Genomic DNA, 18,082 nt, shown 5'->3' with positions numbered 1-18,082 from the left:
CTTTAGTAAGTCCGGACTTTTGGTTCAAAAGTCGGAACAGTCTTCGGCGAGAAGTTAACGGCACGCTTGGCAACGCGCTTCTCACCCGGGAAGTACAGGGTGTGGCACAGCCAGTTTTCGTCGTCGCGGTCTTCGAAGTCTTCACGGGCGTGGGCGCCGCGGGACTCTTTACGCACTTCGGCAGCGATGGCAGTGGCTTCGGCCACTTCCAGCAGGTTCTGCAGTTCCAGTGCTTCGATACGCGCAGTGTTGAACGCCTGCGACTTGTCGTTGATCTTGACGTTGGCGATGCGGGTACGCAGCTCGGCCAGCTGGGCGATGCCCTTCTGCATGTATTCGCCGGTGCGGAATACGCCGAAGTAGTTCTGCATGCAGCTTTGCAGCTCGCGACGCAGGGTCGCCACGTCTTCGCCGTCGGTACGCTCGTTGAGGGCGGACAGACGTGCCAGGGCCGCATTGATGTCGGCGTCGGTGGCGTCGTCGTATTCGATACCATCGGTCAGCGCTTTTTCCAGGTGCAGGCCGGCAGCGCGGCCGAATACCACCAGGTCGAGCAGCGAGTTGCCGCCCAGACGGTTGGCACCGTGAACCGATACGCAAGCCACTTCACCCACTGCGAACAGGCCAGGGATGATTTCGTCGTTGCCTTCGGCGTTCTGGGTGATCGCCTGACCATGAATGTTGGTGGCAACGCCGCCCATCATATAGTGGCAAGTCGGAACAACCGGAACCGGAGCAACCACCGGGTCAACGTGTGCGAAAGTCTTGGACAGTTCGCAGATACCTGGCAGACGGCTGTGCAGCACTTCCTCGCCCAGGTGGTCGAGCTTGAGCATCACGTGGTCGCCATTCGGACCGCAACCGTTGCCGGCGATGATTTCTTTCACCATCGAACGGGCAACAACGTCACGACCGGCAAGGTCCTTGGCGTTCGGAGCATAACGCTCCATGAAACGCTCGCCATGCTTGTTGATCAGGTAACCGCCTTCACCACGGCAACCTTCGGTAACCAGTACACCGGCGCCAGCGATGCCGGTCGGGTGGAACTGCCACATTTCGATGTCTTGTACCGGCACGCCGGCACGCAGCGCCATGCCGACACCGTCACCGGTGTTGATCAGGGCATTGGTGGTGGATGCGTAGATACGCCCTGCACCGCCGGTCGCCAATACGGTGGCTTTCGCGCGGATGTAGGTGGTTTCGCCGGTTTCGATGCAGATCGCGATCACACCGACGAACGCGCCGTCCTGGTTCTTCACCAGGTCAACAGCGTAGTACTCGTTCAGGAAGGTGGTGCCGGCTTTCAGGTTGCCCTGATAAAGGGTGTGCAGCAGCGCGTGACCGGTACGGTCGGAAGCCGCGCAGGTACGGGCAGCCTGGCCGCCTTTACCGTAGTCCTTGGACTGGCCGCCGAAAGGACGCTGGTAGATACGACCGGTTTCGGTGCGGGAGAACGGCAGACCCATGTGGTCCAGCTCGAAAACCGCGGCCGGGCCTTCCTGACACATGTATTCGATAGCGTCCTGGTCACCGATGTAGTCGGAACCCTTGACGGTATCGTACATGTGCCAGCGCCAGTCATCGTTCGGGTCGGCCGACGCGATGGCGCAGGTGATGCCGCCCTGGGCCGACACAGTGTGCGAGCGGGTCGGGAACACCTTGGTGATCACTGCAGTCTTGTGGCCGCCCTGGGCCAACTGCAATGCGGCACGCATGCCGGCGCCGCCGCCACCAATGATGATGGCGTCGAAAGAAATCGTTGGAATGTTAGCCATGAATCAGATACCCCAGAGAATCTGCACACCCCAGACGAAGTAGGCGAACATTGCAACGCCGCATACTGCCTGGAAAAGGAAACGTACTGCAGTCGCCGATTTGCCCAGCGCCATCGGCGTCAGGTAGTCGGTCGAAATGGTCCACATGCCGACCCAGGCGTGAGCGCCCAGAGCAACCATGGCCAGCAGGCTGAAGATACGCATCCAGTTGTTGGAGAACAGTGCGTGCCATTGCTCGTAGCCAAGGCCCGGGTTCGCAACGAGGTATCCGATCAGAAAGATGAAATAAGCCGCGAGAACGACCGCAGACACACGTTGTGCCATCCAGTCATAGAGGCCCGAACGCGACAGGTTCGTGACGTTAGTTACCATATCCAAACTCCTGCCAGAACGATTACCACCACGGATACGGCGATAACGATTTTAGAGCCCAGCTTGCCGCCTTCCAGCGTCTCACCGATGCCCATGTCCATGATCAAATGGCGCACACCGGCAACCAAGTGATACAGCAAGGCGGACAGGATGCCCCAAATCACTAGCTTGGCTAGCGGACTGGTCAGACACGCTTTCACCTCGCCGAAGCCTTCCTCGGAGCTGAGCGACTTGTCCAATGCATAAAGCATGATGGCAAGGCTCACAAAGAGGATGACACCGGAAATACGGTGAAGGATGGACGTGTAAGCAGTGACTGGGAGTTTGATGGTCCTTAGGTCTAGGTTTACAGGTCGTTGGCTATTCACGGCTTTTTTCACACTGAAGAGCCCCTAACAATCAGGGCAAAGTTGTTGGGGAGTGCACTGGTCAGGTACCCACCACCCAGGGAGTGACGACCCCCATCAAACCGGGCCCGAAAGCCCATGGCGGTCGGTGGCCGAGTATAGACAGTTAGGCTACTAATGACAACGCAATCACCTTCCCCTAATAGCTCATTGCGTTAGGCGGATAAAAGGCGTAAATGGCGGGGAATTTCGAGGAAAAAGTCCGGTTAAAGCCTTCTGGGGCAAGACTTTAGGCAAATTGACATTCGGATTTATCTCACTATAGTGGTGCGGGCCCTGCGTGGGGGGTCTGTCTGATGATTTCAAGCATAAATAGGAGGCCACATGGCTGACAAAAAAGCGCAGTTGATCATCGAGGGCGCAGCCCCCGTCGAGCTGCCCATTTTAACCGGCACCGTTGGTCCCGATGTAATCGATGTTCGGGGCTTGACGGCCACGGGCCGCTTCACCTTTGACCCGGGTTTCATGTCGACCGCCTCCTGCGAGTCGAAAATCACCTATATCGACGGCGACAACGGCATTCTGTTGCACCGCGGCTACCCGATCGAACAGCTGGCTGAAAAGTCGGACTACCTGGAAACCTGCTACCTGCTGCTCAACGGCGAATTGCCGACCGCAGAACAGAAGGCCCAGTTCGTCGGCAACGTGAAGAACCACACCATGGTTCACGAGCAGTTGAAGACCTTCTTCAACGGCTTCCGTCGCGACGCCCACCCGATGGCGGTCATGTGCGGCGTAGTCGGCGCCCTCTCGGCCTTCTACCACGACTCCCTGGACATCAATAACCCGCAGCATCGCGAAATTTCCGCGATCCGCCTGGTTGCCAAGATGCCGACCCTGGCCGCGATGGTTTACAAGTACTCCATGGGCCAACCCATGATGTACCCGCGCAACGACCTGTCGTACGCGGAAAACTTCCTGCACATGATGTTCAACACCCCGTGCGAGATCAAACCGATCAGCCCGGTGCTGGCCAAGGCAATGGACCGGATCTTCATCCTCCATGCCGACCACGAGCAGAACGCATCGACCTCCACCGTACGCCTGGCGGGCTCCTCGGGCGCCAACCCGTTCGCCTGTATCGCTGCCGGTATCGCTGCACTCTGGGGCCCGGCTCACGGCGGCGCCAACGAAGCCGTACTGACCATGCTCGACGAAATTGGCGATGTCTCGAACATCGACAAGTTCATCGCCAAGGCCAAGGACAAGAACGATCCGTTCAAGCTGATGGGCTTCGGTCACCGCGTCTACAAGAACCGCGACCCGCGCGCCACCGTCATGAAGCAGACCTGCGACGAAGTGTTGAAGGAACTGGGCATCACCAACGATCCGCAACTCGAACTGGCCATGCGCCTGGAAGAGATCGCCCTGACCGACCCGTACTTCATCGAGCGCTCGCTGTACCCGAACGTCGACTTCTACTCGGGGATCATCCTCAAGGCCATCGGCATTCCGACCAGCATGTTCACCGTGATCTTCGCCCTGGCGCGTACCGTCGGCTGGATCTCGCACTGGAAAGAAATGCTCTCCAGCCCTTACAAGATCGGCCGTCCTCGCCAGCTGTACACCGGCTACGAGTCGCGCGACATCACCAAGCTGGAAGACCGCAAGTAAGACCTGTTGCCTTGCGCTAACGTCTTGACTGCAGCGGATACGGCCTCTTTATAGAGGCCGTATTTGTTTGTGCTCCCCTCCCCCGCCATTTCCCTGTAGCTGCCTGCATTCGGCCGCACAGCGGATGTGGAATGCCAACTCCACATCACTCTCACGCTGAACGAGCTTGCGAGCACTGCGCACTCGATCGCAGGCTGCGCCAGCGGCTACAAAGGGCGACGCCAATAAAAATGCCCCTGTCTCTCGACAGGGGCACTGGTTTGCAACTCAGCTTATATATAGAAGCCGATACACAGGGGCCTTAGTGCGATACCGCCCCGCTGGCTCCCAGGCCGGTCTGCGAGCGTACGAACTGCGGGAAGAACAGCGCCCGCTCATTGTCAGCCGCAGTGGACTTGTCGGTGATGGAGAAGAACCAGATCCCGATAAAGGCAATGATCATCGAGAACAGCGCCGGGTACTCGTAAGGGAAGATGGCTTTTTCATGCCCCATGATCTGCACCCAGATGGTCGGGCCAAGGACCATCAGGCCAACGGCGCTGACCAGGCCCAGCCAGCCGCCAATCATCGCGCCGCGGGTGGTGAGCTTCTTCCAGTACATGGAAAGCAGCAGCACCGGGAAGTTGCAGCTCGCCGCGATGGAGAACGCCAGGCCGACCATGAACGCGATGTTCTGGCTCTCGAACAGGATGCCCAGGGCAATCGCCAGCACACCCAGGCACACGGTGGTGATCTTCGAGACGCGGATCTCATCCTTCTCGTTGGCCTTGCCTTTCTTGATCACGCTGGCGTACAGGTCGTGGGAAACCGCCGAGGCACCGGCCAGGGTCAGGCCAGCCACCACCGCCAGGATAGTGGCGAAGGCCACCGCCGAGATGAAGCCGAGGAACACGCTGCCGCCCACGGCATTGGCCAGGTGCACCGCCGCCATGTTGTTGCCGCCGAGCAGAGCGCCCGCCGCGTCCTTGAACGCCGGGTTGGTGCTGACCAGGAGGATCGCGCCAAAACCGATGATGAAGGTCAGGATGTAGAAGTAGCCGATGAAGCCGGTGGCATACAGCACGCTCTTGCGCGCTTCCTTGGCGTCGCTCACGGTGAAGAAGCGCATCAGGATGTGCGGCAGGCCCGCGGTACCGAACATCAGCGCCAGGCCGAGGGAGAACGCCGAGATCGGATCCTTCACCAGACCGCCCGGGCTCATAATCGCTTCACCTTTGGGGTGAACCTTGGTGGCTTCGGAGAACAGCATGTTGAAGTCGAAGTTGACATGCTTCATGACCATCAGCGCCATGAACGAGGCACCGGACAGCAGCAGGACCGCCTTGATGATCTGTACCCAGGTGGTCGCCAGCATGCCGCCGAACAGCACGTACAGCACCATCAGGATACCCACCAGGATCACCGCCACATGGTAATCGAGGCCGAACAGCAGCTGGATCAGCTTGCCGGCACCGACCATTTGCGCGATCAGGTAGAACGCCACCACCACCAGCGAGCCGCAGGCCGACAGCGAGCGGATCTGGGTCTGCCCCAGGCGGTAGGACGCCACGTCGGCAAAGGTGTACTTGCCCAGGTTGCGCAGGCGCTCGGCGATCAGGAACAGAATGATCGGCCAGCCCACCAGGAAGCCGATCGAATAGATCAGGCCATCGTAGCCAGAGGTGAACACCAGAGCGGAAATCCCCAGGAAGGACGCCGCCGACATGTAGTCACCGGCAATCGCCAGGCCGTTCTGGAAACCGGTGATCTTGCCGCCCGCGGCATAGTAGTCGGCCGCCGACTTGTTGCGCTTGGAGGCCCAGTAGGTGATGCACAGGGTGGCCCCGACGAACAGCACGAACATGATGATCGCAGAGACATTGAGGGGTTGTTTATGCACTTCGCCGGTCAGGGCATCGGCCGCCCAGAGACTGGGAGCAAAGGCCGCGACGCTAAAAAAAGCCAACAGACGCCGGATCATTGCTGAGCCTCCTTGAGAATCGCATTGTTCAGGTCGTCGAATTCGCCGTTGGCGCGTCGCACGTAGATACCGGTCAGGACAAAGGCCGCGACAATCAACCCGACACCAATGGGAATACCCCAGGTGATGGATGATTCAGGACTGAGTTTTGCCCCCAGCACATGGGGTCCGTAGGCAATCAGCAGGATGAAGCCCGAATAGAGCCCGAGCATGACCGCCGACAGTATCCAGGCGAATCGTTCGCGCTTGCTGACCAGCTCCTTGAAACGCGAGCTGTTTTGAATCGAGAGGTAAATGCTGTCGTTCATTGTTTTTATCCTCGCAGCACAGATTTTAGTTGGAACCGAGGGTCTGTTGGCGCTTGGTGACGACCGCGACGGCGGCCCACTGGGTGCAGGGCAAGGCACGAGGAACGCAGTTTGGTTGTTCCAAATAAGTTCCGAGTAACGCCGCCCTGCGCCCAGTGGGCCCCGTCCCTTCGGGTTGCGTGCCAACTTGCGCGAGGCTGCGTTGCGGGATTTGCCAAGGGAACAACCATTGGCGGCATCCCGCGCCTTGCCTCGCACAAGTTGGCCCAGCAACGCGGTTCGTCACCAAGCGTCAACAGACCCTCAGCCACTCTATGCAGCTCTGGAGCCGGTTCCAGACGACCTTAGTATTAGAACGACAGTACCCCCGACACAGGCTTTTGCACCGGGCAAAACAAAAGGCCGCCGGGTGCGAACACCCGGCAGCCTCGAGACCTGCGAGCTAGACGCTTCCCGGTCAGTTAGCGGTCCACTCGGCAACGCGCTCAGGGTGCTTGGCCACCCAGTCCTTGGCCGCCGCTTCCGGCTTGGCGCCCTCTTGAATAGCCAGCATCACCTCGCCGATTTCATCCTTGGAGGCCCACTGGAACTTCTTCAGGAAAGCCGCAACCTCCGGCGCCTTCTTCTCCAGGCCTTTGCTACCGATGCTGTTGACGGTTTCAGCAGCGCCGTAAACGCCTTTCGGATCATCCAGGAAGCGCAGCTTCCACTTGGCGAACATCCAGTGCGGCACCCAGCCGGTGACCGCGATGGATTCGTTCTTCTCTTCGGCGCGGGTCAACTCGGCAATCATTGCCGCGCCCGAGCTGGCTTGCAGTTTGTAGTCCAGACCGTAGTCCTTGATGGCCTGGTCGGTCTTGAGCATCACGCCCGAGCCGGCATCGATACCGACGATCTTGTTCTTGAAGGTGGTGTCACCCTTCAGGTCGGCAATGCTCTTGGCCTTGACGTACTCCGGCACGATCAGGCCGATTTTCGCGTCCTTGAAGTTGGGACCGTAGTCGACCACCTTGTCCTTGTTCTTGGTCCAGTACTCGCCGTGGGTCACCGGCAGCCAGGCCGACAGCATGGCGTCCAGCTTGCCGGTGGCCACGCCCTGCCACATGATCCCGGTCGCCACGGCCTGCAATTTCACGTCATAACCGAGTTTCTGCTTGATCACCTCAGACGCTACATAGGTGGTCGCCACACTGTCCGACCAACCGTCGACATAGCCGATGCTCAGGGTTTTGCTATCGGCGCTGGCCAGGGTTGAACTGATCGCAAGTACCAGACCGGCACCTGCGCCTAAGAGTCGTCGCATCTTCATCGTTACTTCCCCGAAAGTGCTGCGCCCGACGGATGCCGAGCCGCGTCAACCTGTTGTTATGGTGCACAGCGCCCTCATCACGCCCCACCAACTTGCTCGAACATCAGCGCGATTGCCCTATGAGAGCTCTGACGCGTCGATCATCAACCTGACGCCAAAGGCGACCTGCTCTGACTGCGACCTCAAAACATTCAGCAACGACACTAGTTCGCCAGTAATCAGGGCATGCCCAAAACAGTCGCCCAATCCCGCCCGAACTTTGCATGTCAAAATCATGCAGGCCACCTGGGCAGCGGCAAATCCGGGTAAGATGCCCCGCTTTGTTTCCTGACGGCCTGACCATGCCCTCGATTGCCCGCTTCCCGCTCCTGCCCTATCTATTCGCCTGCCTGCTGGGAGTCTTCGCGCTCTGCGGTTTCTGGTACGGCCTCGGCCAGCCGGTGGTGCTGCCGGATGTCGCCAGCGCCAGCCACAAGCTGCAATGCGCGTCCTACACGCCGTTCGACAAGGACCAGTCGCCCTTCGACCAGCCGTTCAAACTGCGCCCGGAGCGCATGGACGCCGACCTGACGCTGCTGGCGACCCGCTTCGAGTGCATCCGCACCTACTCCATGACCGGCCTCGAAGCCCTGCCGGACCTGGCGCGCAAGCACGGCCTGAAGCTGATGATCGGCGCCTGGGTCAACAGCAACCCGGTGGACAGCGAAAAAGAGGTCGACCTGCTGATCGCCTCGGCCAATGCCAATCCGGACGTGGTGAGCTCGGTGATCGTCGGCAACGAAGCCCTGTTGCGCAAGGAAGTCACCGGCCCGCAACTGGCCAGGCTGATCAACAAGGTCAAGGCCCACGTCAAGCAGCCGGTCACTTACGCGGACGTCTGGGAGTTCTGGCTCAAGCACCCGGAAATCGCGCCGGCGGTGGACTTCCTGACCATCCACCTGCTGCCCTACTGGGAAGACGATCCGTCCAACATCGATGCCGCACTGAACCATGTGGCGCAGGTGCGCCAGGTGTTCGGCAACAAGTTCGCGCCCAAGGACGTGATGATCGGCGAGACCGGCTGGCCCAGCGAAGGCCGCCAGCGTGAAACCGCCCTGCCGAGCCGGGTCAACGAGGCCAAGTTCATCCGTGGTTTTGTGGTCATGGCCGAACAGAATGGCTGGCATTACAACCTGATCGAAGCCTTCGACCAGCCGTGGAAGCGCGCCAGCGAAGGTGCGGTCGGCGGTTACTGGGGGCTGTTCGATGCCGATCGCCAGGACAAGGGCGTACTCGCCGGGCCGGTGTCGAACCTGCCTTACTGGCCATTGTGGCTGGGCGTGGGCGGGGTGATCTTCGTTGCCACGCTAATCCTCGGTGGCCGGGTCCGCGGTACTCGCGCGGCACTTACCCTGCCACTGCTCGGCGCCCTGGCTGCCTGTTCCATCGGCGCCTGGGGCGAGCTGGCGCGGGTCACCAGCCGCTTTGCCGGGGAATGGTTCTGGGCGGGCCTGCTGCTGGCCCTGAACCTGCTGGTGCTGGCCCACGCGGCACTGAGCCTGAGCACCCGCGCCGGCTGGCGCCAACGTATGTTCAATCGCCTGGAAAAGCATGCGGGCTGGCTGCTCGCCGGCGCCGGTTTCGCCGCCGCGGTGATGATGCTGGAGCTGGTGTTCGACCCGCGTTATCGCAGCTTCCCCAGCGCCGCCCTGCTCCTGCCGGCCCTGGTCTACCTGTGCCGCCCGGTGCGGGTGCCGCGTCGCGAAATCGCCCTGCTGACCTTTATCGTCGGTGCCGGCATCGCTCCCCAGCTGTATCGCGAAGGCCTGGAAAACCAGCAGGCCTGGGGTTGGGCCCTGGTCAGCGTGCTGATGGTCGCCGCCCTGTGGCGCAGCTTGCGGGCTCGCAAAGCCTGATGCCCGCAGGAGCGAGGCTTGCCCGCGATGGCAGCACCGCGGTGTAGCAGCAATACCGCGCCATCGTTCATCGCGAGCAAGCTTCGCTCCTACGCCACCGCGCGAGGCGCTCGCACCAGCCGCAAGGCGCCGATCACGATGGCAAACACCGCCAGGCTGGTGTTGTAGAGCGCCAGCGCCGGAAAGCCGAACAGCAGCGCCAGCACCGCCAGGCCCCAGCCGGAACGGCCCGGCACCACGAAGGCGATCAGGGACGCCGCCAGCGCCGCCCAGCCCATGACCTTGAAGTGGATCAGCAACCCCAGGCTGGAACGCGCCTGGCACTCCCAGCGGCCGGCCTCGTCGACACAGACGCCGACCCATCGAGCGTCCTCCATGAAGCCGTAGCGCACGCCATAACTGGCGGCCAGCCACAACGGCAGGACAACAAGCAGCAGAATCAGGGGAAGACGGCGGGACATGAAGCACTCCGATAAGCGAAAACGGCGCCCAGCATAATCGCCCGAGGCCGGTAAGCAAGCTTGTTACACAGATAACTGTTGAGCAAACAGCGGCAAAGTGTATCGTCTGGCAACTATTACCGCCGATCCGGCTTTGCCCTGCCTTGATCGTTTTTTGTGCCGTGCCATGGCACTTCGGCAGCAACCCGGTGGTCATAGCCTGCGAACTTCACCCGGCACCTTCCTCTACAGGGATTTAGTCATGCTCCGTTCCTTGCGCTTCGCTGCCCTGTTTGGCGGCCTTATTTCGAGTGCGTCCGCGCTCGCGGTCGACATCGATGCCGCCAGCTATGGCTACCCCTTGACCAATCCGTTCGAGGCGACCATTGCCACCACTCCGCCAGACCTGCGTCCGAAGCTTCCGAGTGACGACGACATCAATCAGGCGGACCGCAGCCTGACCTTGCGCCCCGAGCGCGAGTTCATCCTGCCGGACAACTTCTGGGCCGTGAAGAAGCTCACCTACCGCATCGCCGAGCAGGATCATGCCGCGCCGCTGATCTTCCTCATCGCCGGCACCGGCGCGCGCTATGACAGCAGCCTCAACGAGTACCTGAAAAAGCTCTATTACCAGGCCGGCTACCACGTGGTGCAGCTGTCCTCGCCCACCAGCTTCGACTTCATCAGCGCCGCCTCGCGGTTCGCCACCCCCGGCGTGACCAAGGAAGACGCCGAAGACCTATACCGTGTGATGCAGGCAGTACGCGCGCAGAACCCGAAACTGCCGGTCACCGACTTCTACCTCACCGGCTACAGCCTCGGCGCCCTGGATGCGGCCTTCGTCAGCAAGCTGGACGAAACCCGACGCAGCTTCAACTTCAAGAAAGTCCTGCTGCTCAACCCGCCGGTCAACCTCTATACCTCCATCACCAACCTCGACAAGCTGGTGCAGACCGAGGTCAAGGGCATCAATAACACCACCACCTTCTACGAGCTGGTACTGAACAAGCTGACCCGCTACTTCCAGCAGAAGGGCTACATCGACCTCAACGATGCCCTGCTCTACGACTTCCAGCAGTCCAAGCAGCACCTGAGCAACGAGCAGATGGCGATGCTGATCGGCACCTCGTTCCGCTTCTCCGCCGCCGATATCGCGTTCACCTCGGACCTGATCAACCGCCGCGGCCTGATCACCCCGCCCAAGTACCCGATCAGCGAAGGCACCAACCTCACGCCGTTCCTCAAGCGCGCCCTGCAATGCGACTTCGACTGCTACCTCACCGAGCAGGTGATTCCGATGTGGCGCGCCCGCACCGACGGCGGCAGCGTGCTGCAACTGATCGACCAGGTGAGCCTGTACGCACTCAAGGATTACCTGCAGGACAGCCCGAAAATCGCCGTGATGCACAACGCCGACGACGTGATCCTCGGCCCGGGCGACCTGGGGTTCCTGCGCAAGACCTTTGGCGACCGGCTGACGGTCTACCCCCATGGCGGCCATTGCGGCAACCTCAACTACCGCGTCAACAGCGACGCCATGCTGGAGTTCTTCCGTGGCTAAACATTTCCTGCTCATCGCTGCGTTGTTCTGCGCAGGCTATGCCAATGCCGACGACGGCCAGACCGCAACACCCGTGGTCGCAGACGGGGACGGCTTCACCCAACCGCTCAAGCGACTCAAGTTCAACCCGGGCCTGGACCAGCGCGAGTTCGAGCGCTCGACCCTCAACGCGCTGAACGTCTACGACCCGCTGGAGTCGTGGAACCGCCGGGTGTACCACTTCAACTACCGCTTCGATCAGTGGGTGTTCCTGCCGGTGGTCGACGGTTACCGCTACATCACCCCGAGCTTCCTGCGCACCGGTGTGAGCAACTTCTTCAACAACCTGGGCGACGTGCCGAACCTGGTCAACAGCCTGCTGCAGTTCAAGGGCCAGCGCTCGCTGAACACCACCGCCCGCCTGCTGGTCAACACCACCCTCGGTATCGGCGGTCTCTGGGACCCCGCCACCCGCATGGGCCTGCCACGCCAGAGCGAAGACTTCGGCCAGACCCTGGGTTTCTACGGCGTGCCGGGCGGCGCCTATTTCGTCCTGCCGATCCTCGGGCCCTCGAACCTTCGCGACACCGCCGGATTGGCCGTGGATTACACCACCGAGTCGGCGATCAACTTCCTCAACGTGTCCGAGGTCAGCTCGAATCACCCGGAACTCTGGGTCCTGCGCGCTATCGACAAGCGTTATCAGACCAGCTTCCGCTATGGCCAGCTGGACTCGCCGTTCGAATACGAGAAAGTCCGCTACGTCTACACCGAATCGCGCAAGCTGCAAATCGCCGAGTGATCCCTCCAGGGCCCTGCCATCCTCGCAGGGCTCTTTTCTTCGCCCTCCCCTCACCACCTGTACCTTCTCCGGACCCGGAAAAATCCTCATTGGAATTTTCCAGGCAAGTAGATACGATGCTAATCATTAGCTAGCTATCTATGTGCCTTGCCAATGAAAAACCTCGCCCTGCGAATCCCCGATTTCTGGCTGGCCGTCCTGGCTCCCAGCCGCAACGACCTGCTGTTCGCCATCAGGAACATGATCGCCGGGGTCATTGCCTTGTACCTGGCCTTTCGCTTCAACCTCGAGCAGCCGCAATGGGCCCTGACCACGGTATTCATCGTCAGCCAGCCCAGCAGCGGCATGGTCCTGGCCAAGGGCGCCTTCCGCCTGCTCGGCACCTTTAGCGGGGCCGTGGCCTCGATCGTGCTGATCGGCCTGTTCGGCCAGGCGCCCCTGCTGTTTCTGCTGGCGATGGCGCTGTGGCTGGCCTTCTGCACCACCGGTGCCTCGCTGCTGCGCAATCACGCCTCCTACGGCTTCGTACTGGCCGGCTACACCGCAGCGATCGTCGCCCTGCCCGCCACCGCACATCCGCTGCTGGTGTTCGACCAGGCCGTGGCCCGCTGTTCGGAAATCAGCCTGGGGATCATCTGCGCGGCGATCGCCAGCACCGTGCTCTGGCCACGCCGGGTCGAACAAGCGTTGGCCACCCAAGGCAAGCTCGCATGGCAAGCCGGCATGCGCGCCGCGGCCTCCGAACTGATCGGCCAGGACCAGCGCAAGGGGCTGCTGGAAGCCCTCGGCAAGCTGGTGGCGGTCGATGCCCAGCGCGATCACGCCTGGTTCGAAGGCCCCCAGGGACGGCGACGTTCACAGGCCCTGCGGGTGCTCAGTCGCGACTTGCTGAGCCTGCTGCGTGCGGCCCGTGGCGTGGCCCGCCAGCGGCTGATGCTCGACAGCGCGGCGAATGCCAGCGTGGCTCCCCTGATCGAACAGCTGGCCACGGCCCTGGAACACAGCCACGAGCAAGACATCGCCCAACTGTCCTCACGCCTTCAAGAGGCGCTGCAGGACCGCAGCTTGCCTCAGGACACGCATCTGTGCCTGATGCAACTGGCACAAGTGCCGGTGCTGCTCGAACGCAGTGCGCAAACCCTGCAGGCCGTCGAGCAAGCCCGAGTGCCCGATGGCGCGCCTGGCGCCCTGTCCTGGCACCGCGATATCGAGCAAGGCATTCTCGGCGGCCTGCGCAGCGCCCTGGCGTTTCTCGCCGTGGCCGGCTTCTGGGTGCTCTCGGCCTGGCCCTCAGGCCTGGGCGCGGTATCGATCTGCGGAGTGGTGCTGAGCCTGTTCGCCGGCCGGGAAAACCCTTCCGCCTCCAGCCTCAACTTTCTCAAGGGCATCGCCCTGTCGGTGCCGGTCGCCGGCTTCGTCGGCCTGGGATTGCTGCCCGGTTGGGACGGTTTCCCGCTGTTGTGCGTGGGCCTGGGGGTGCCGCTGTTTTGCGCCTCGCTGTGTATGAGCAAGCCGCGGATGGCGCCGATCGCCTCGGCGTTCTGCATCTTTTTCATCAACAACGTCGGCCCCGGCAACCTGATGACCTACGACCTGGCCAACTTCCTCAACAAGGCCATGGCCACCCTGGTTGGCGTCGGCATCGCGGTCCTGGTGTTCCGCCTGGTCAGCCTCAACCCCGGCGAACATCACTATCGGCGGATGTTCCGCGCCTCGCTGTTCGACCTGGCGCAACTCACCTCGCGCCCGCTGGAGCAAGCCGAGAGCTGGTTCGGCGGGCGCATGGCCGACCGCCTGATCCGCCTGGCGCGCTATTCCGAAAGCCTGCCCCAGGAACGCCGCCAGCACTGGGACAACGGCCTGCTCGGGCTCGACCTGGGCGACGAACTGCTGCAACTGCGCGCCAGCCTGGGCGCGGCGACCGGCGCCCTGGCCGTGGAACGCGGGCACTACCTGCTGAGCATCGCCACGCTGCTCAAGTCAGGCGGTCCGACGCCACACCGCAGCGATCGACTCGACGCTCCGACCGTCGCCCTGCTCAAGGCTCTGGAACAGGCGCCGCAACTGCCAGAACAGGATCTGGAAATGGCCAGGGCGGCGCTGCTGCAACTGCAATTCACCTGGCACAAATGGTGCCGCCTGACTCGCCACGAACCCGGCGTGGCGGCTGTCGCCCAGGGGTAATGAGCGAGCAAAAAAAACCGCCACGCGCCGGTGGCGGCGGGTGGCGGCATAACGCCCTGGGAAAGCCCCTCAGGCTTGCAGCAACGGGAACAGCGAAATCACCAGCAGCAACGCCATGCCGTAGTTGAACAGGCGCAGCCAGCGCGGGTCGCGCAGGACATTGCGCAGCACGCTGCCGAACCCGGCCCAGACCCCGACGCTCGGAGCGTTGATCAAGGCAAACAGGCTGGCGATCACCACCACGTTGAAAAAGTAGCCCTGCAACGGCGTGTAGGTGCTGATGGCCCCCAGCGCCATGACCCAGGCCTTGGGGTTGACCCACTGGAACGCCGCGGCGCCCCAGAACCCCAGCGGCCGGCCCTTGCCGTCGACTTCCTGGGACACCGGCCCGGAACGGGCGATGTTCCAGGCCAGGTACAGCAGATAGGCCGCACCGACGTAGCGCAGCACCTTGTACAGCACCGGGTAGGCCTCGAACACCGCGCCCAGGCCCAGGCCCACGGCCAGCACCAGCACCAGGAACCCCGAACTGATCCCGAGGATATGCGGCACCGTGCGGCGGAATCCGAAATTCACGCCCGAAGCCAGCAGCATGGCGTTATTCGGTCCGGGGGTTACCGAGGTGACAAAGGCAAACAAGGCGAAAGCCAACAACAAGTCGATCGACAACGGCATACAGTCATCCTGAGAAGTACATGCTCCGAACAGAGCCCTGAGTCATTGTTTTCGCCCCGGCGATCGCCACGGGCGAGGCTTATCCACGCTTACAGCAAGGACCCGATGAAGCCCGCGGCGACCATCGCGTAGAACGCGCCGCAGACCAGGCCGAAAGCCTTGCGCGTGCGGACGAAAAACGGCTCCGCCGAACGCGCGGAAAAGGCCAGGGCATAGGCGCAGAAAATCACGAAACCGGCGACCGCACAGCTGCCCACCAGCACGAAGCTGGCCCAGGACGGCGCCGTGGCGCTGAGGCCGACGGTGGTCACGGTGAACCAGGTCAGGGCCGCCTTGGGGTTGGTCAGGTGGATGCCCAGCCCTTGCAGGTAGAACCCCAGCGTGCGGCTCTGTTTGGCCCGGGCGCGGTTGAGGTTGACCGCGCTCGAGCTCAGGGCACCGCGGATGGATTTGTAGGCCAGCCACAACAGATAGCAGGCGCCGAGGATCTTCAGCCAGACCAGCACCTGGGTGTTGGACATCAGCAAGGCCGAGACGCCCGCAGCCGTCATCGCGCCCCAGCACAACGAACCGGAAATGACCCCGGCCGCCAGCGCCAACCCCGGGGTACGCCCGTAGCTGAGCGAGGTGTTGGCAATCGCCAGGTTACCCGGGCCAGGGCTGGCGGTTCCGATGACATAAACGGCCATAGCAGCACCAAAGCTCGATAAATCAAACATTTGACGGTCTCTCGTAGAAGTCGCGGGAGCAGGGTTTACCAACCGGGGATGCCGCCCCGCTCGGGCCGGCATCCATCCTCGCTACTTGAAGCAGCGATGATCGGGTTCTTCGGCCCGGATCTTTTCCATCCAGGGCTTGAGTTCGGATTGCTTGTACAGCCGCTCGCCCCAGCGCTCGGGCGAAACCGGCAGCGGACGGCCTTGCAGGATGTAGTCGGTCAACAGGTGGATGAACTGCTGCAGGCAATAGGCGCCGACATGCAGGCGCAGCGAAGACGCGGTTTCCGCCGGGGCGATATTGAAACGCGCAACATGGATGATGTCGCCGCTGTCCACCGAGGGCGCCAGGTGATGGCAGGTCGAGCCGTAGGTTTCATCCTGGTAGTAGATCGCGTAGTGCTGGCTGCCCAGGCCACGGTACTTGGGCGGCGCCGGGTGCAGGTTGATTGCGCCCTTGCGGGCCCGCTGATAGATGCTCGGCGGGAAGATGAAGTCGCCACGATAGGAAATGATCCAGTCGCCTTCCCAGTCTTCCAGGTGATACGGATAGGGGTCGCCCGGGTCCCAACAGAACACTTCCAGGTTGGAAAAAACCGTCTTGGCGAATTCAACGCCGTGATCGCACCAGTCCATGGTGCACACCGACAATAGAACTTTGTCCTTGCATGGTTCGATGGTCTGCATAGTCTTTTCCACTATTGGCTGTTGGTACATTTCGAAAACACCCCCGGTCCGCCCTCCCGCTAACCCTGCTGGCAGGCCTCGACCACCGCCGTGAAGCGCTCGACCATTTCGGCGATTTCCGCTTCGCTGGAAATGAACGGCGGCGCGAACAGCACGTGGTTACCGTGAACACCGTCGGCGGTTCCGCTGCCCGGATAAATCAGCAGCCCTTGTTCCAGCGCCTGCGCCTTGAGGCTCGCGGCGTAACGGCCGCCACCGCGATAGGGCTCGCGGGTATTCCGGTCCTGAACGAACTCCACGCCGACGAACAGCCCACGCCCGCGCACATCGCCGACATGCTCGAAGCGCGCCAGGCACTCGCGCAGGCCGTGGCGCAGTTGCTCGCCGCGCAGGCGCACGGCCTGCAGCAGGTTCTCGTCCTCGATGACCCGCTGCACCTCCAGCGCAACGGCGCAGGCCAGCGGATGATTGACGTGGGTCTGGCCGTTGCCCAGCACCCCGGAGTTGCCCGCCATGGCCTCATGCACCTGGCTGCTGACCAGCAACGCCGAGATCGGCTGGTAACCGGCCGCCAGCCCTTTGCCGACCGCGACCATGTCCGGCACGATGCCGTCGTCCTCGTAGGCGAAGAACCTGCCGGTACGGCCCATGCCGGCCATCACCTCGTCGAGGATCAGCAGCACGTCGTGGCGCTCGCACACCGCCTTGATCTTGCGGAAGTACCCCGGCACCGGCGGCACCGCGCCGTTGGTGGAGCCGACCACGGTCTCGGCGAAAAACGCCGCGACCCTGTCGCTACCCAGCGACCTGATTTTTTCGTCCAGCTCCAGCGCCAGGCGCGTCCCGTACTGCTCGTCGCTTTCATCGGTCCCCTGATGGCGATAGGCATAACAGGGCGAGACGAATTCGGCGGCTCCCAGCAACGGCTCGAAGACCCCGCGACGCTGCAGGTTGCCGGATATCGACAAGGTCCCCAGGGTGCTGCCGTGGTAGCTCTGCTGCCGCGAGATAAAGATCGATTTGCCCGGCAGCCCGCGCTCGCACTGATACTGGTAGGCAATTTTCATCGCCAGCTCCATGACCTCGGAGCCGCCGGAGAGAAACTGCGCCTTGGCCAACCCGCCGGAGGACCCCACCAGCAGGTCCGCCAACTCCTCGGCGGCGGCTGTGGTGAAGCTGCCGGCGTGGGCCCAACTGAGTTTTTTCGCCTGCTGCTCGATGGCCGCGGCGATCCGTGGGTGTCCATGTCCCAGGCTGGAAACGGCCACCCCGCCGCACGTGTCGAGGTAGCGTTTGCCCGAGGCATCCTCAAGCCAGACCCCAGCACCATTGACGGCGAGAATCGGTGAGGCATTCAAGTTCTTGTAGATGACCGTTGACATGGATCCGAGCCCTTGC

At 62.2% G+C, this 18,082-nt stretch carries 16 protein-coding genes; 5 read left to right on the top strand and 11 right to left on the bottom strand.

Going from position 1 to position 18,082, the window contains the following annotated elements; translation table 11 throughout:
• Window positions 1-2: 2 nt before the first annotated feature.
• The 3 genes from sdhA to sdhC are packed head-to-tail and all read right to left on the bottom strand — an operon-like array spanning window position 3 to window position 2,527.
• A complete protein-coding gene (gene sdhA, locus PMI20_RS11845) occupies window positions 3-1,775 on the bottom strand; it encodes a succinate dehydrogenase flavoprotein subunit (protein WP_007931499.1) in 1,773 nt (590 codons plus the stop codon).
• 3 nt (window positions 1,776-1,778) lie between these two features.
• A complete protein-coding gene (sdhD, locus tag PMI20_RS11840) occupies window positions 1,779-2,147 on the bottom strand; it encodes a succinate dehydrogenase, hydrophobic membrane anchor protein (protein ID WP_007931497.1) in 369 nt (122 codons plus the stop codon).
• A complete protein-coding gene (gene sdhC / locus PMI20_RS11835; RefSeq protein ID WP_169915034.1) occupies window positions 2,141-2,527 on the bottom strand; it encodes a succinate dehydrogenase, cytochrome b556 subunit in 387 nt (128 codons plus the stop codon). Before sdhC ends, sdhD begins: the two co-directional genes overlap by 7 nt.
• Window positions 2,528-2,878: 351 nt before the next feature.
• Between sdhC and gltA the strand changes: the two genes are divergently transcribed.
• Complete coding sequence (gene gltA / locus PMI20_RS11830; RefSeq protein WP_007931493.1) at window positions 2,879-4,168, top strand: citrate synthase; 1,290 nt, start codon at window positions 2,879-2,881, stop codon at window positions 4,166-4,168.
• A gap of 301 nt (window positions 4,169-4,469) precedes the next feature.
• Here the strand turns inward: gltA and PMI20_RS11825 are convergent, their stop codons facing one another.
• The 3 genes from PMI20_RS11825 to PMI20_RS11815 form a co-directional block, all read right to left on the bottom strand.
• The gene (locus PMI20_RS11825) at window positions 4,470-6,128 is read right to left on the bottom strand and encodes a cation acetate symporter (RefSeq protein WP_007931491.1); all 1,659 of its coding nucleotides are present in this window, start codon (window positions 6,126-6,128) and stop codon (window positions 4,470-4,472) included.
• Entirely contained in the window at window positions 6,125-6,436 is a 312-nt protein-coding gene (locus tag PMI20_RS11820; RefSeq protein ID WP_007931481.1) for a DUF485 domain-containing protein, read from the bottom strand. The genes PMI20_RS11825 and PMI20_RS11820 overlap by 4 nt, the downstream gene beginning before the upstream one ends.
• Window positions 6,437-6,893: 457 nt before the next feature.
• Window positions 6,894-7,745, bottom strand: coding sequence for a glycine betaine ABC transporter substrate-binding protein (locus tag PMI20_RS11815; RefSeq protein ID WP_007931479.1), 852 nt, complete (start codon window positions 7,743-7,745; stop codon window positions 6,894-6,896).
• Window positions 7,746-8,086: 341 nt separating this feature from the next.
• On the opposite strand from PMI20_RS11815, the gene PMI20_RS11810 reads away from it, so the two are divergent.
• A complete protein-coding gene (locus PMI20_RS11810) occupies window positions 8,087-9,640 on the top strand; it encodes a glycoside hydrolase family 17 protein (protein WP_007931476.1) in 1,554 nt (517 codons plus the stop codon).
• Between the two features lie 89 nt (window positions 9,641-9,729).
• On the opposite strand, the gene PMI20_RS11805 is transcribed toward PMI20_RS11810, so the two are convergent.
• Entirely contained in the window at window positions 9,730-10,101 is a 372-nt protein-coding gene (locus PMI20_RS11805; RefSeq protein ID WP_007931474.1) for a hypothetical protein, read from the bottom strand.
• Window positions 10,102-10,342: 241 nt separating this feature from the next.
• Between PMI20_RS11805 and mlaY the strand changes: the two genes are divergently transcribed.
• From mlaY to PMI20_RS11790, 3 genes are all read left to right on the top strand, one after another.
• Window positions 10,343-11,641, top strand: coding sequence for a lipid asymmetry maintenance lipase MlaY (gene mlaY, locus PMI20_RS11800; protein WP_007931472.1), 1,299 nt, complete (start codon window positions 10,343-10,345; stop codon window positions 11,639-11,641).
• Entirely contained in the window at window positions 11,634-12,422 is a 789-nt protein-coding gene (locus tag PMI20_RS11795; RefSeq protein WP_007931470.1) for an MlaA family lipoprotein, read from the top strand. The genes mlaY and PMI20_RS11795 overlap by 8 nt, the downstream gene beginning before the upstream one ends.
• 153 nt (window positions 12,423-12,575) lie before the next feature.
• Window positions 12,576-14,606, top strand: a complete 2,031-nt coding sequence (locus PMI20_RS11790; RefSeq protein WP_007931468.1) for an FUSC family protein — start codon at window positions 12,576-12,578, stop codon at window positions 14,604-14,606.
• Between the two features lie 69 nt (window positions 14,607-14,675).
• Here PMI20_RS11790 and PMI20_RS11785 read toward each other — a convergent pair whose 3' ends face one another.
• From PMI20_RS11785 to PMI20_RS11770, 4 genes are all read right to left on the bottom strand, one after another.
• Entirely contained in the window at window positions 14,676-15,281 is a 606-nt protein-coding gene (locus PMI20_RS11785; protein WP_007931467.1) for a LysE family translocator, read from the bottom strand.
• Window positions 15,282-15,370: 89 nt separating this feature from the next.
• Entirely contained in the window at window positions 15,371-16,000 is a 630-nt protein-coding gene (locus tag PMI20_RS11780) for a LysE family translocator (RefSeq protein WP_007931466.1), read from the bottom strand.
• 81 nt (window positions 16,001-16,081) lie between these two features.
• Window positions 16,082-16,684, bottom strand: a complete 603-nt coding sequence (locus PMI20_RS11775; RefSeq protein WP_007931465.1) for a formyltransferase family protein — start codon at window positions 16,682-16,684, stop codon at window positions 16,082-16,084.
• A gap of 59 nt (window positions 16,685-16,743) precedes the next feature.
• Window positions 16,744-18,066 (bottom strand): aspartate aminotransferase family protein, encoded by a 1,323-nt coding sequence (locus PMI20_RS11770; protein ID WP_007931464.1) that lies wholly within the window; start codon window positions 18,064-18,066, stop codon window positions 16,744-16,746.
• Window positions 18,067-18,082 lie beyond the last annotated feature (16 nt).

Origin of the sequence: Pseudomonas sp. GM17, from assembly GCF_000282175.2 — a bacterium.
GTDB classification, from domain to species: Bacteria; Pseudomonadota; Gammaproteobacteria; order Pseudomonadales; family Pseudomonadaceae; genus Aquipseudomonas; species Aquipseudomonas chlororaphis.
The sequence above is the reverse complement of the archived record's forward strand: the minus strand, read 5'-3'. Positions and strand labels throughout refer to the sequence as shown.

Excerpts from the sequence above, each read along its gene's own strand:
- PMI20_RS11780 (WP_007931466.1), bottom strand. The coding sequence starts at position 16,000 with ATGTTTGATTTATCGAGCTTTGGTGCTGCTATGGCCGTTTATGTCATC.
- PMI20_RS11805 (WP_007931474.1), bottom strand. The coding sequence starts at position 10,101 with ATGTCCCGCCGTCTTCCCCTGATTCTGCTGCTTGTTGTCCTGCCGTTG.
- PMI20_RS11820 (WP_007931481.1), bottom strand. The coding sequence starts at position 6,436 with ATGAACGACAGCATTTACCTCTCGATTCAAAACAGCTCGCGTTTCAAG.
- PMI20_RS11775 (WP_007931465.1), bottom strand. The coding sequence starts at position 16,684 with ATGCAGACCATCGAACCATGCAAGGACAAAGTTCTATTGTCGGTGTGC.
- gltA (WP_007931493.1), top strand. The coding sequence starts at position 2,879 with ATGGCTGACAAAAAAGCGCAGTTGATCATCGAGGGCGCAGCCCCCGTC.
- PMI20_RS11825 (WP_007931491.1), bottom strand. The coding sequence starts at position 6,128 with ATGATCCGGCGTCTGTTGGCTTTTTTTAGCGTCGCGGCCTTTGCTCCC.
- sdhD (WP_007931497.1), bottom strand. The coding sequence starts at position 2,147 with ATGGTAACTAACGTCACGAACCTGTCGCGTTCGGGCCTCTATGACTGG.
- PMI20_RS11815 (WP_007931479.1), bottom strand. The coding sequence starts at position 7,745 with ATGAAGATGCGACGACTCTTAGGCGCAGGTGCCGGTCTGGTACTTGCG.
- PMI20_RS11810 (WP_007931476.1), top strand. The coding sequence starts at position 8,087 with ATGCCCTCGATTGCCCGCTTCCCGCTCCTGCCCTATCTATTCGCCTGC.
- mlaY (WP_007931472.1), top strand. The coding sequence starts at position 10,343 with ATGCTCCGTTCCTTGCGCTTCGCTGCCCTGTTTGGCGGCCTTATTTCG.
- PMI20_RS11770 (WP_007931464.1), bottom strand. The coding sequence starts at position 18,066 with ATGTCAACGGTCATCTACAAGAACTTGAATGCCTCACCGATTCTCGCC.
- PMI20_RS11790 (WP_007931468.1), top strand. The coding sequence starts at position 12,576 with ATGAAAAACCTCGCCCTGCGAATCCCCGATTTCTGGCTGGCCGTCCTG.
- sdhA (WP_007931499.1), bottom strand. The coding sequence starts at position 1,775 with ATGGCTAACATTCCAACGATTTCTTTCGACGCCATCATCATTGGTGGC.
- PMI20_RS11785 (WP_007931467.1), bottom strand. The coding sequence starts at position 15,281 with ATGCCGTTGTCGATCGACTTGTTGTTGGCTTTCGCCTTGTTTGCCTTT.